Here is a 12,949-nt window from a genome sequence, read left to right as displayed (position 1 = left end):
TGCCAACAGAGCAGACAGGGAGGCAGGCGCTCCTGTGCTTTCGAGCCATTTCCCCTCTGGAATGTGGTCAAGGGTCGCCCCCTTGGGACGGAGCGGGGCGCGGCTCGGCTGCTAGTGATCCGTTCGGGACTGAGCGAAAATCCCGAGGAAATAGCGCAAGCCCTTGTGCCGGTTGTCCGCCCGCCCCGATATGACCATTACCGCTCTTCTCGTCGGCTCCCTCCTCGCTTCGGCTCCTGCCCTCCCTCCCGCCGCCAAGGCGGCCGCGAACATGCCTGAGGTAGGCGTGCCCTTCGCGTGTGGTCGCATCTATACGGTGAGCCAGGGCCATGAGACTGGCAGTCACCAGCACAACGACACGTTCGCGTGGGACTTCCGCATGCCGGAAGGCACTCCCATCGTGGCGTCGCACGACGGCGTCGTGCGCATGGCGCGGGGTGACAGCAAGCAGGGCGGGTGCGGCGAGCAGTTCGCGCCGCTGGCCAACTACGTCGTCATCTCGCACGGCGACGGGCTGGAGACGCAGTACCTGCACTTCAGCGCCGTGGTGGTGAAGGCCGGTGAGAAGGTGAAGGAGGGCCAGCTCATCGGCTTCTCCGGCGCGACGGGCTGGGCGTGCGGCGCGCACCTGCACTTCAAGGTCGCCAAGGAGCAGGGCGCCGGGTGGAACAACCCCTCCGTGCCCGCGCGCATCGCGGGCTTTGGCGATCCGGTGCGTGAGACGCTGGTGTCGGCGCCGCTGTGCAAGGACTCCGCGCAGCCGATGATGGCCTCCAACGGTGGCGTCCACCTGCCCGGCCAGGCCGTGATGTCCATGTCACCCGACAGTGCGAATCCGCTCCAGGATGCGTCGCGCGGCCTGCCGCCCGGTGCCAAGGCCATCATCGACGGCCTCTCCCAGCCTCCTGCCCAGGGCGGCGAGGGCCTCGACAAAACGCCCCCGGCCCGCTCTCCCCGCATGGCGAGCGGCTCCGACGAGACTCGCTGACGCGAGCAGCGCTCCGGCGCCCGCGAGCAACCCGAAGAAGGCCCCCGCGTTGAGGAAGTACTCCAACGGCAACAGGGGGCCTTCGACGTATCCGCGCACCACGCGGTAGCCCACGTGCCCCAGCAGTGCCAGCAGGGGCAGGTTGATGAGCGGCAACACCAGCCACCGGGCCGTGCGCCACCAGCGGGCCACGGCTTCCGCGACGGCGGTGGAGGCCGTATAGCGCCAGGCGCCCGCGCGGGCCACGCGCAGCTCCGCCAGCATCACCTCCACGTCCGGCACGCCCAGGCGCTCCGCCTCCAGTCCCTGCGTGCGCGCCACGCTGCGCGCCTCCGCCAGGGCGGTGCGCGCGGCGGACTCCGCGAGGAAGTCGTCCTCGAAGGGCTCCACCACGGCCACCTCCGCGGCGCGAGCGCGGGTGCGGTCCCTCACCGCGTCCACCACCGTGGAGGCCGCCGCCACCGCGAGCCCCGCGGGCAGGCTGCGGCGCGCGACGAGCGCACCCACGCCCATCCCGGACGCGCCCCACAATGACAGCCGCAGCCCCCACGCGGCGGGGCCCCAGAAGCGTCCCGCGGCCTGCCTGCGGACCTCCGACGCCAGGTGTCCATGGGCCAGGGACAGCCGTGCGTCGAAGTCCGTCTGGAGCGACTCCGCCGCGCGCGCGAGCCCCGCGTCCAGCGCGGTGCGCGTCTTCGCGAGCAGTGCGTCCGTGTCGTTGAGTGCCGTCTGGACGGTGGAGGCGAACTCCTCCAGCGCGCCCAGGGCGTTGGTGTGGCGCACGCGCGTGGCGACGGCCTGGGTGGCCAGCCCGCGCAGGTGGAAGAGGAGCGGGCCGAACTCGCCGGAGACGTCCTGGCCGTCCTTCGCGGCACGCGCGCTGATGGCGAAGACGGGCACATCCTCCGCGGCCAGGCCGTAGTGCTGCGTGGCCACGCGGCGGACCTGGGACTTCAGCGCGTCGCGGGATTCGGCGGACAGCTCGTCCGCGAAGTTGAGGATGAAGACGAGCGCGCGGCGGCGGGCGAACTCGGCGAGGAACTCCACCTGGGTGGCCTCCGCGACGCTGCCTCGGTGCATGACCACGAGCGCCACGTCCGCCTTGTCCAGCGCGGCGCGCGCGACATCCCGGTGTGCCGTGGCCACGCTGTTGAGGTCCGGCGTGTCGATGAAGACCTGGCCGCTCCACAGGCCCTGCGGGCCGGGCGTGTAGCGCACGACGCGCGCGCCGGTGCGGGCCAACTCGTCCGTGGGCGTGCCCTCCGGCGCGAAGAGGGTGGAGACGGTGCTGGTGGGGCGGTCCACACCTTCACGGGACAGGGACTGTCCGGAGAGGGCGTTGAGCAGGGTGGACTTGCCCGCGCCGGTGGCGCCCACGAGCGCGACGACGAGCGGCGCGTCCTTCCGGGCCACTCCCCGCGCGTAGTCCTCCAGCAGCCGCTCCAGGCGCGGGCCATGCGGCTGGAGCGCGGGCAGCGTCAGCGCGTCGGTGAGCAGCGGGCGGAGGGCTTCGGGGTCGGGAAGGCGGGTGTCGTCCACGGAAGGGCCAGCGTGGCGCGGTGCGCGCGTGCTGGCTACCAGGATGAGCGGTGACGGTGCGCCAGCGTGCATTCCCCCCGCTGCCCGCGCGCACCGGTCCCTCCCTGGACGGTGGGGGATGACCTGCTGATACGGTCCGGGGCACATGCACTTTCGTACCGTTCGTGGGTGGTGTCTGGGGCTCCTGCTGACCCTGTCAGCGACCCTGGCCTTCGCAGCGGAACCGCCGTCGCAAGGCGTGGTCCTCGCCGCCGAGCCGCGTACCTTCGCGGAGGCGAAGGCGCTTCCTGAAAAGCTCACCGGATCCGCTGCCTGCGACCTGGGTCTGGGGAAGACCCCTGACATCACCGTCTCCCAGTCCGTGGACGTGACGCAGGCCTCCCCGAACTCGTGTCTGCCCGCGGAGGTAGTCATCACCCAGACGCTGTCCCTGCCAGATGGCTCGCGCGTCGAGCGCCGGTTCAACATCGCGGATGACGCTCCCGACACCCAACTGGCCTCTTATCCACCGCGTCCCCGCATCCGCGTCCGCTGCCAGGCGAGGCGGCTGGAGCTGTCCGTGGAAGGCGTGCCCGAGGCACCCCTGCTGACGCTGGAGCCCATCGGTATCGGCGCCGCCTCCGCCTCCGTGAAGTTTCGGGTGTCCCGGGCCAGCGAAGCCCGCATCCTGCCCCTGCTGGCCCGCGACGACGCCGGGGCCCGCCGTGCGCTGGAGGAGCTGGGCCTCCTGATCAAAGACATCCCTTCCCGGCTGTACGGTCGTGACGCGAACCTGGAGGCGGACAGCGTCGCGGGCCTGGCCGCCGCGCTCGAGCGCGCCCGGAAGCGCGTCGCCCTGGCCTCGGGCGATGACCCGGAACGGTCCACCACCCCTCCTCGCGATGTCCTGGCTCCGGACCTGGAGGGAGACCGCCCGCCGTTGAAGACAGGCGATCCCGAAACCATCGGCGAGGTCCAGCCGTCCAAGGGGCAGGTCCAGTCTGGCGCGTCAGTGGACTCGGACCTGTTCTGGCGACAGGGACGGTTGTGCGTGGCGCAGCAGGACACCGGCAAGCGGATGCGCTGCTACGACCCCGTGGCGCGGAGCTGGGGCAAGGCCGTCCCGTTGGACCGGGGTGATCAGTCCGCCTGGAGCTCTTTCGGGGGTTGCTACGGGAGGATTCTCATGGGGACCCGGAACGTCCGGCCTCCTGGGGAGCCGGTCCTGCGCCTGTCTCCTCGGGCCGTCCTGTTCTGGCGCACCTGGGACCACGAGGCCGTCGTCTTGGAGGTCCCTGAGGGGGATGGCCCACCGCGCCTGCGCGCGCCGGAAGCGGAGGAGCTGAAGAAGGCGATGCTCGCGTCCACCGGCTCCCGGCTCTTCGCCGAAGGCCGGTTCATCCTGGACGAGGACAACAAGCAGTTCTGCTCCGTGCGCAGGCCCCTGGGGTGCTGGTCGCTCCAATGGGACAGTCCGTATGAGGATGAGGGCAGCCACAGGCTGTACGAGGCCCGCGTGTCCCCGGATGGCCGGTGGGTCGCCTATATGCGCGGTCCCGGTCCAAGCAAGGCGGACTCGGACGACGAGACCCGGACGCTGGTCGTGCGCTCCTTGAAGCTCGGTTCGTACGTCGCGCCCCGCGTGCTCCCTTCGACGGAACCGCGCCTCGTGCGCACGGACGTCGTGATGGAGAAGCCGGTCTGGGACGGGCCCTCGCTGAAGTGGCAAGACGGCGAGCGGCTCACTCGCGCGCGGATCTCCTGCGACCTGGGCCAGGATCCGCGCACCCCCGTCGAACTGGAGACGCAGCGCATCGTCGAGCCGTACTACAGCCCAGTCAATCAGGGCGCCTGCAGCGGCGACGGGGTGAGGATGTATCAAAAGCTGTCCGCGCCCGGAGGCTTGGAGTTCTCCCGCAGCAGCGTCGCCGTCGTCGGGGACAGTCAGTCATCCGAAGGCGAGGTGAAGATGCGCTGCCAGCCGGGACGTCTGTCGTTGTGGACTGCGGGCGTGCCCGACGCCCCGGCGTTGACGCTGGCCGCGAACATGGGCGCGTTCGGCGCGGTGCGCTGGGACCTGGCGCCGGAGACCGAAGCCCGCCTCCAGTCGCTGCTCGCCCGCGACGACGCCCCCGCCCGCGAGGCCCTGGCCGCCTTCGCGCGGCTGGTGAAGATGAATGACGACGCGCGCGACGGCTCGTTCGGGATGAACAAGGAGGAGGGGCGCATCTCCCGCATGGGCTGTCTCTCCACGGCGCTGGAGGCCATCTCCGCCCGGCGGGCGCTCGCGGACGGGGTCCACCCGGAGCTGCATGGCTCACTGAAGACCGACGGCGCCTGCGCCAAACGCTACGGCATGCACGCCCTCCAGCAGCGGCTCAAGGCCGCCACGCCTCCGCTTCCGCTGAACGTCGGGGCGGTGAAGGACAAGGCGGAGGTCATCGGCCGGGTGCAGCTCGTTCCCACCACCCCCCCGTGGCCCACGCCCGGGTTGTACTGGAGGGATGGCACCCTGTGCCTGGTCCAGCAGGATGGGCGCGGACAGGTGCGCTGCTACGACCCGGCGGCGCGCGAGTGGGGGCCCACGGTCGCGATGTACAGCCGCCCGTTTCCGCGAGAGGACCTGCTCCTGAAGTCGATGTCTCAACCGGGCTCGTGCTACCCGATGGGCGGCCGCGCCGTTCCCCTATCGGAGGACATGCTCGACGTCCTGCCGCTGTCGTCGCGGGCCTCGTTGATCGCGGACCTCTCGCGCGGCGAGCTGGCTCCGGAGTTCAACGTCATCGAAGTCCCCGAGGACGCGGGCCCTGTGCGCACGCGTGCACCCACCGTGGAGGAGCTGGCGCTCGCGGCGCGGAACGGCGGAGGCTCCGCGTCCCTGGGGGAGGGCAGGTTCCTGTTGCACGTCCCGAAGGACGCACGCTCGCCGTGGCTGTGCACGGCGGTGCGCCCGTGGATTTGCTGGAAGCTGCCCGTGGAGTCCGAGGACTACGGTGTGCGCGCCCCCATGGCGTCGCCCGATGGCCGCTGGCTGTCCTACGTGCGGATCCCCTGGGGAAAACCCGACGACCCGAAGAAATACCCCAAGGAGCTCGTGCTGCTGCCGCTGACGCCAGGCCCTTAGCTGGCGACGGCCTCGGCGGCCTGTGGGACCTGGCACGTGTCCCCCACGGTCTTCCAGAGCCAGGCGTTCACGTCGAAGCGCGGGTCGCCCAGCTGGCGTCCCAGGTCGATGCCGTCCCAGGCCAGGTGTTGATCCTCCGGAGGGCCCATGTCGCTGAGCGCACCCGTCAGCTTGTTCAGCTGCTCTTCCGGGAAGCTGTCGTTGGAGGCGCCGAACATCGCGTAGAAGGCCAGGTGGTGGGTCTGGTCCTCCCGTGGGCCGTCGTGATTGATGCGGCTGGTGCGAAAGCCGGTGGGCGGGAGCGGGTGCGGGTGGTTGAGGTTCCAGCGCTGGTCCCGCTCCGACGTCAGGCCATCCAGTCCGGAGTCCGTGCCCGCGAACAGCAGGCCCAGGTCGCGTCCGGCCTCCGCGCCATGGATGCGCGTGATGGGCTCCTCGCCGGTGGTGAGCAGCCACCGGACGCGCTGGACCGCGCGGGAGAACAGCTCCAGCGCGAGCCGCCCTTCCTGGCGCTCTGCCTCCGCCCGCTCCCGGAGGAAGTCGCGCCGCAGGTGGGCGTGTTGCCGGAAGAACTCGCGCACCGCCGCCACCCGCCGCGCCGCGACGGCGGTCAGCCAGTGTCCCCGTGCATCCATGAAGGCCACGGCTTCCACCTGGAGTTCACTGTCGGAAAGCGGCGGCGGAGGGGCGGGACGATGCTCCATGGGCGTTCTCCGGGAAAAGGGACACCGGAAAGGTCGGAACGCTTCATGAGGCCGGGAGTGGGGACTCCACCGCACATGTCTGCCATTGCGCATCACAGACGCCGAGCGTGCTCCCGTGCGCAGTCGTCTGGCCCACCCGGGTGTCAGGTGGCATCCGGCGATGTGGTCCAGGCGTGTAGTACGGTGCGCCCCTTCATGCGCGCATGGTCATCCCGTGGGTTGTGTCTGTCGTTGGGTCTGCTGCTTCCGTGGCTTGGCACTGGCTGTGCTTCGCTCTCCCGGGGGCTCCGGGGGCCAGGGGAGATCACCGACAAGGCGCGGCGGCTGTGCGAGCACAACCTGCTGGCGTGGCCCGACCTGAGCCGTTTCCCGGCGGACATGGCCCCCCAGGACTACGTGCGTCCCGAGGACCTGGCCTGGCTCCAGGCGCATCCAGAGGTGCCTCCCCCCGTCACGAAGCCACCGTCCCAGCCGGGGCTCTGCGAGGTCCAGGCTCCGTCCGTCCTCGGGGACTTCGCCACCGTGGCCGTGAAGCTCCGGCCCACGACGGATGAGGAAGCGCCGCCCGGCGACATCATGGCGACCTTCCAGGAGACGCCCGGTGGCTGGCGGCTCGTCTACTGGCTGCCCGAGGAGGCGGCGCTGCCGGCCCAGGCGAGCGGCGCGAACGTCCCCCTCTTCTCCGAGGCCCTGATTCAGCCCTGGAAGCTGTCGGGCACGGACCTCGTCTACACGCGGGAGGCATTACAGGAGCGTGTCCAGGGCTTGATGGTCATCCGCTGCGTCATCACCCGCCGGGGGAACCTCACGCACTGCCACACCCTGAAGCCCCTGCCCTTCATGGTCCAGCCCGCCCTCGAAGCGCTCTGGGGCAGCCGCTACGCCCCCGCGAAGCTCGACGGCGAGTTCGTGGACGTGCGGTACACGTTCCACTTCAACCTCCGCGCCCCCCGCTGAAACGGCACGACGCCGGACGCGAGGGGCACGGATGGCCCCTCCCGCCCGGCGTCTGTGTTTGAAGCCGGCGCGTCGCCTTACAGCGAGTTGACGAACTTCAGCAGCGCGTTGCGGTCCGCGGCGCTGAGGTTCACGAAGGCCTGCTTGGAGGCCTCGCCCTCGCCGCCGTGCCAGAGGATGGCCTCGGTGACGTTGCGCGCGCGGCCGTCGTGCAGGTACGCCTCACCGCCGGACACGCCCGACGTCAGGCCAATGCCCCAGAGCGGAGCCGTGCGCCACTCGGCGCCGGAGGCCTGGCCTTCCGGCAGGTTGTCCGCCAGGCCCGCGCCCATGTCGTGCAGCAGCAGGTCCGTGTACGGACGGATGGTCTGGCTGCGGAACTCGTTCATCGCGCTGTACTGGCTGGTGGTCAGCGTGGGCGCGTGGCACTTCGCGCAGCCCGCGTTGGTGAACACCGTCTCACCCTGCATCGCCTGCGCGTCCGAGTGGTCGCGGCGCGCGGGGACGCCCAGGAGGGCGATGTAGCGGGTCATCTTGTCCAGCTCGCTGTCGGCCAGCTCCGTGCTCGTGCCCGCGCAGCCCTGCTGCGCCGAGCCGCAGTCCTGCGTCTTGAACACGTTCGTCGTCACGCCCATGTCGCTGTTGAGCGCCTCGGCCACCTGGTGCTTCACGCGCGCCGTGCCGGCCTTCCAGCCGAAGCGGCCCATGCGGGTGACGCCCGTCTCCGGGTCCTTCACCGTCTGCATGCGGCCGGAGATTCCGTCGCCGTTCGCGTCGTTCGGATCCGCCAGGCCGGCAATCTGCGTCTCCGGCACCGCCTCCAGCAGGCCCATGCCCACCAGCTGCGGCGTGATGCGCGCGGAGAAGTTCGTCGGCGTCACGTTGAGGAAGCTGTAGTTGGGCTTGCGCAGGCTGTACGCCGTACCGCCGGGCAGCGTGCCGCTCGCCGTCGTCGTCCAGCTGCCGATGCGCACGTCCGCCTCCGGCGTGCCGCTGACCGCGCGCGGCTGCAGGCGGAAGCCCAGCGCGGGGTCCACCGTCACGGTGCTGCCATTCACCTTGCCCACCTTCACCACGTAGTTGTCCAGCGTGGTGTTCGTGGTGGTGGGCGGAAGGCCGCGGCCGTTCTGCTTGTGGCAGGAGATGCAGGCCACGTTGACGTAGTTGTTGCCCAGCTTGTTCGCGTGCGCGGTGAAGATGGGGTTGTCCGGCTCGGAGTGGGTGCCGTCGCGGAAGTTCGTGTGGTGCAGGCGGCGACCTTCCACGAAGGGCTGCGCGTTCACCGGCGCCATGTTGGTGGCCATCTGCAGGAAGCGGTTGTCCGGCTCGTTGGAGAACGGCGTGTGCAGCGTGGTGCGGCCGCCCGCCCAGGCCTTGTCCGGCAGCGGGAAGGAGTCGCGGATGCCGCCCTGGCCCTCGAAGGGCACGATGCCGCCCTGGCCCACGATGTAGAGCATGCCCGTGGAGTAGTAGTTGAAGCGGCCTTCCACCGGCGCCTGGAGGAACACGCCAATCTCCAGCTCCATCCGGTCACCCACGCGGATGGCGCGGCCTTCCTTGGCGTTGAAGTTCACCGACGACGTGTACTTGTAGTCGTTCACCTTCACGAAGTCCGCGTTGTGGAAGTACTCGGCCACCGTGTTGAGGCCGCGGAAGAACGCGCGGAAGTCCGGCGAGTCGTACGGATAGATGGTGTAGAGGTTGACCGTGATGGTGTTGCCACCCTTGGGGATCGTGTCGACGATCTCGATCCAGTGGGTGCGCTTCTCGAAGTACAGCTTCAGGTAGTGGTCGTACGCCTGGTACATGTCCTCGCGCATGTGGCGGTCGCGAACGCGGTCGCCCACGCGGGTGATGATGGCCGCGGAGGTGTTCTCCACCGTGGCCGGCTCCAGCGCGGTGCTGCTCGTGAACAGCGGAACCACCGGGCCCGCATCGCCGTTGGGCGGAGGGCCAGAGTCGGGCGTGCCCGTGCCGGAGTCAGGCGTGCCCGTGCCCGCGTCCGTGCCACCGCCCGTGCCGGTATGCGTGTAGCGCGTCCAGGCCGAGTCCTTCGCGCAGTTGCAGGACACGTCCCAGTACGTAAAGAAATAGTCGATGTAGTTCCCGTTGCTCAGGCCCGTGACGGTGTACTGGTTGCGGCCTCCCGTCACCGCCATGCGGATGTTCTGCTGCAAGCCGTCGTTGAGCTTGTAGTGGATGTCCGCCCAGTCCGTCGTGTCGACGTAGAAGAGGGCGGATGAGCCCGATGGCGTAACGCCATACGTGGCGGCTTCTGCGGAGGGAACCGCCAGACAACTGACGGCCAGGAATGCGAGCGCGATTCCCGTGAGTCTGCTTCGGCTCATGGTTGCAACTCCATTGTGGGGGTGGATGGGGCGTGGGACGGCGAGCGCTGCGAAGGGGACTTCGTAGCTTGTCCGAAGAAAGTCTGAACGCCTGGGAGTCGCAAGGTGGGATGTCGGAGAATTCGACTTAGGCCTGATAACTGATAAATAAGCGAAATTGATATCATCCCTGACGCGCCGTGTTGGCAGGGATTGACGCGTTGTGTTGCGCGTGGGGCGTGGAGGGCTTCCGCCCGAGTGACGGCGGGGGATGGGGCAGCGCGGCGTGGGTGGGTAGACTCCGGGGCCATGCGCTTCCAGCCACCGTGGGGTGGAGCCTTCCGGCTCGACACCTTCTTCCACCGCACTCCGGACGTCCTCCCCGAGGAGACGATGGCCTCCATCCGCTCGGCCATCCTGGGTTCGTCGCTCCTGGGAGAGTCGAACCTGTCGGGGCAGTTCTCCGGCACGTACGGCTTCTCGCTGACGTTCCGCCGGGACGCGCTGCCGGACGTCCACGAGCGCTTCCCGGCGTTCGCGCCGTACCTGGCGAAGACGCTCCTGCCGGAGTGCAACGCGTTCCTGCTCAACCCGCTGCTGGTGGGCAAGGACCGGAACGTGGCGGCGCACATCGACCGGAGTCTTGAATTCTACGGCCCGAGTATCGGCTGCCCGGTGGCGGTGAGCGTGCTCTATGTCCAGGTTCCGAAGGAACTCCGGGGCGGGGCGCTGCGGCTGTACCACCGGGGAGGTCGGGTGGCGGAGCTGACGCCGCAACAGAACGCGCTGGTGATGTTCCGGGGCGACCTGCTGCATGAGGTGGAGGCCATCACCTCCGGCGCGGAGTCGATGCAGGAGTCGCGGATCAGCCTGGTGGTGGAGCAGTACCGCGCGCCCGCGGAGCAGCTGGCGAACGTGCCGCGCTTCGAGCTGCGCACGCGCTCGGGGGTGCGGGCGTGAGCGACCTGACGCTGGAGTGGAAGCTGCCCGCGCCGCCGGACGCGGTGTTCCCCGCCTTGTCCGAGCCCGCGCTCATCCGCCGCTGGTTCGGAGCGCCGCCGGGCTGCTACCGCACGCACGCGCCGGACCCCGGTGCGTTGGGGCAGCCCTACCGGATAGGCCTGAGGGACTCGGCGGGTCGTGCGTTCTCTCAGGTGGGCTGCATCGTGGAGGTGGAGCCGGGGCGGTTCCTGGCGTTGGAGATGGACTGGGAGGGTGGCGGGCCGGTGCCGCCGGGGCGCACCCGGGCGGAGCTGACCTTCCACCTCGCGGAGGACGGCACGCGGCTGGAATTGCGCCAGGGCCCGTTCGCGGACGACGCGGCCCGGGACGCGCACCGCGCCTACTGGGAGGCGTGTCTGGGGCGGCTGGCGCGCGTGGTGACGGGCGAGGCGGTGCCGTGCTTCGAGGAGTTCTGGGAGGAGTCGCGCGGCTACGTGGGGCCGCTGGCGGTGGCCACCTACGCGGTGCTGGCGGGGCTGCGCGAGGCGGGCGCGCCGAAGGAGGCGGTGGCCCAGGTGGAGGACGTGCTTTACACGCACCTGTCGCGGCTGCGCGAGGACACCGCGGACGTGCTGGGCGCGGTGCTCCAGTCGCGGGTGGAGGGCGGCGCGAGCTGAGGGGCCGCCCTCCTCCGGCTGCTCAGGAGGCCAGGGCCTGCGGCGGGGATGCGGGGGGGGCCTCATCCGGGACGTGGGCCTCCGCGTCCTTCGCCTTGGCGATGCGCTCGTCCAGCTCCGCGGTGAGGTGCTCGAAGACCTCCTTGTTGAGCGTGCCCTGCTGGTAGGCGCTGAAGAGGGCTTCCTTCTCCACGATGAGGACGCGGCGGATGGCCTCCTGCTGCTCCTCGTCATGGAAGCGGTTGGACTGCTGCTTGAGCGCGGTGAGCTGCTGCTCCACCGCCTGCGCCTTCTGCTGGTAGTCGCGCTCCAGGGGCTCCAGCACGTCCACCGGAATCTCCCGGCCGCGGCGCATGGTCTCCAACGACGCGAGCGCCGCGTGGATGGCGCCCAGCTTGCCCCGGGCCAGCTCGTATTGCTCCTGGTAGACGTCCTTGATGCCGGTGATGCCCATCAGCTTGAGCATCGGCGCCATGGTGAGTCCCTGGACGATGATGGACAGCACCACCACGCCGAACGTCATGTTCACCAGCAGCTCGCGGTGGGCGAAGTCGTTCGGAAGACCGAGCACCAGCACCATGGACACCGCGCCGCGCAGGCCGCTCCAGGTGAGCACCGCGCTCCACTTCCAGGGCAGCTTCTCCGACGTGAACCGCAGCAGGCCGGACACGCCGTAGACGACCACCGCGCGGCCCAGCAGCACCGCTGCGTACGCCAGCAGGATGGGCAGCCACGAGTCGAGCAGCGACGACAGCTTCACCTCCAGGCCGATGAGCAGGAACACCACCGAGTTGAGCGCGAACGCCAGGTACTCCCAGAAGCTCTCCACCGCGATGCGCACCGTGGGACCCATGCCCTCCTGGGCCGCCCAGTTGCCGCACACCATGCCGGCCACCACCACCGCGATGACGCCCGAGTAGTGGAAGTGCTCCGCCACCACGAAGGACCCGTACGCGGCGATGACCGTGCAGGTGATCTCCACCATGGCGTCCTCCACGCGCAGGATGACCTTGCCCACCACGAAGCCCACCGCCGCGCCGATGACGGCGCCCATGCCCGCCACCTTGATGAAGTCCATCACCGCGCCGCCCGCGGTGAACGCCTGGCCTCCGGCCACGCCCACCACCAGCGTGAAGAGCACCACGGAGGTGCCGTCGTTGAGCAGGCTCTCGCCCTCCACCAGGATGGCCAGCCGCTTGGGCGCGCCCAGCGCCTTGAACAGGCCCACCACCGCGATGGGGTCCGTGGACACGATGAGCGACGCGAACACCATCGCGTGGATGAGGCCGAAGCCCTCCAGCGCGTTCAGCCCACTCATCGCCGGAGACAAGAGCAGCGCAGTGAGCGCCATGGACGCCACCAGGCCCGGAATCGCCAGCGAGGTGATGGCCAGCTTGTTCTTCATGAACTTGCGGAAGTCCACGTGGAACGCGGCCTCGAACAGCAGGCCCGGCAGGATGACCGCGAACAGCAGCTCCTTCGTCAGGTGCGGCGGTTCAAAGGCCTGAACGATGCCCAGGCCCAGGCCCGCCAGCACCAACGCCACCGTGTACGGAAACTTGAAGTAGCGCGCCGCGATCGCCACCGCTGTCGCGATGGAGAAGAGCAGCACGAAGGCCAACTCGAAGTGCATGAATCCCCAGCCCCGTTTGTGCTCAAAAAGCGCGAGGATGCCATGCACGCGGGGCGGTGGGGCAACCCCCTTTCGGAGG

At 69.8% G+C, this 12,949-nt stretch carries 8 protein-coding genes and 1 pseudogene; 5 read left to right on the top strand and 4 right to left on the bottom strand.

What is annotated here, in order from left to right:
- Positions 1-190: 190 nt before the first annotated feature.
- A pseudogene (locus tag D7Y04_RS46460) lies at positions 191-595 on the top strand (M23 family metallopeptidase); the annotation flags it as partial.
- Between the two features lie 222 nt (positions 596-817).
- Here the strand turns inward: D7Y04_RS46460 and D7Y04_RS36290 are convergent.
- Complete coding sequence (locus tag D7Y04_RS36290; RefSeq protein WP_121762330.1) at positions 818-2,527, bottom strand: GTPase; 1,710 nt, start codon at positions 2,525-2,527, stop codon at positions 818-820.
- Between the two features lie 145 nt (positions 2,528-2,672).
- On the opposite strand from D7Y04_RS36290, the gene D7Y04_RS36285 reads away from it, so the two are divergent.
- Positions 2,673-5,630 (top strand): hypothetical protein, encoded by a 2,958-nt coding sequence (locus D7Y04_RS36285; protein ID WP_147477273.1) that lies wholly within the window; start codon positions 2,673-2,675, stop codon positions 5,628-5,630.
- Here the strand turns inward: D7Y04_RS36285 and D7Y04_RS44655 are convergent.
- The gene (locus D7Y04_RS44655; protein ID WP_158627648.1) at positions 5,627-6,334 is read right to left on the bottom strand and encodes a hypothetical protein; all 708 of its coding nucleotides are present in this window, start codon (positions 6,332-6,334) and stop codon (positions 5,627-5,629) included. The two genes, D7Y04_RS36285 and D7Y04_RS44655, sit on opposite strands and share 4 nt — an antisense overlap.
- Positions 6,335-6,529: 195 nt before the next feature.
- Between D7Y04_RS44655 and D7Y04_RS44650 the strand changes: the two genes are divergently transcribed.
- The gene (locus tag D7Y04_RS44650; protein WP_158627647.1) at positions 6,530-7,291 is read left to right on the top strand and encodes an energy transducer TonB; all 762 of its coding nucleotides are present in this window, start codon (positions 6,530-6,532) and stop codon (positions 7,289-7,291) included.
- 77 nt (positions 7,292-7,368) lie between these two features.
- Here the strand turns inward: D7Y04_RS44650 and D7Y04_RS36270 are convergent, their stop codons facing one another.
- On the bottom strand, positions 7,369-9,639 hold the full coding sequence (locus tag D7Y04_RS36270; RefSeq protein WP_121762282.1) for a di-heme oxidoredictase family protein: 2,271 nt from the start codon (positions 9,637-9,639) through the stop codon (positions 7,369-7,371).
- Positions 9,640-9,927: 288 nt separating this feature from the next.
- On the opposite strand from D7Y04_RS36270, the gene D7Y04_RS36265 reads away from it, so the two are divergent.
- Positions 9,928-10,578: a 2OG-Fe(II) oxygenase gene (locus D7Y04_RS36265; RefSeq protein ID WP_121762281.1), complete on the top strand. Its 651-nt coding sequence runs from the start codon at positions 9,928-9,930 to the stop codon at positions 10,576-10,578.
- Positions 10,575-11,237, top strand: coding sequence for an SRPBCC domain-containing protein (locus D7Y04_RS36260; RefSeq protein ID WP_120599023.1), 663 nt, complete (start codon positions 10,575-10,577; stop codon positions 11,235-11,237). The genes D7Y04_RS36265 and D7Y04_RS36260 overlap by 4 nt, the downstream gene beginning before the upstream one ends.
- Before the next feature lie 22 nt (positions 11,238-11,259).
- Here D7Y04_RS36260 and D7Y04_RS36255 read toward each other — a convergent pair whose 3' ends face one another.
- A complete protein-coding gene (locus D7Y04_RS36255; protein WP_120599024.1) occupies positions 11,260-12,870 on the bottom strand; it encodes a Na+/H+ antiporter in 1,611 nt (536 codons plus the stop codon).
- Between the last annotated feature and the right edge of the window lie 79 nt (positions 12,871-12,949).

Source organism: Corallococcus sp. AB038B, assembly GCF_003668955.1.
GTDB lineage: Bacteria > Myxococcota > Myxococcia > Myxococcales > Myxococcaceae > Corallococcus > Corallococcus exiguus.
The sequence above is the reverse complement of the archived record's forward strand: the minus strand, read 5'-3'. Positions and strand labels throughout refer to the sequence as shown.

Excerpts from the sequence above, each read along its gene's own strand:
- D7Y04_RS36285 (WP_147477273.1), top strand. The coding sequence starts at position 2,673 with ATGCACTTTCGTACCGTTCGTGGGTGGTGTCTGGGGCTCCTGCTGACC.
- D7Y04_RS44655 (WP_158627648.1), bottom strand. The coding sequence starts at position 6,334 with ATGGAGCATCGTCCCGCCCCTCCGCCGCCGCTTTCCGACAGTGAACTC.
- D7Y04_RS44650 (WP_158627647.1), top strand. The coding sequence starts at position 6,530 with ATGCGCGCATGGTCATCCCGTGGGTTGTGTCTGTCGTTGGGTCTGCTG.
- D7Y04_RS36270 (WP_121762282.1), bottom strand. The coding sequence starts at position 9,639 with ATGAGCCGAAGCAGACTCACGGGAATCGCGCTCGCATTCCTGGCCGTC.
- D7Y04_RS36265 (WP_121762281.1), top strand. The coding sequence starts at position 9,928 with ATGCGCTTCCAGCCACCGTGGGGTGGAGCCTTCCGGCTCGACACCTTC.
- D7Y04_RS36255 (WP_120599024.1), bottom strand. The coding sequence starts at position 12,870 with ATGCACTTCGAGTTGGCCTTCGTGCTGCTCTTCTCCATCGCGACAGCG.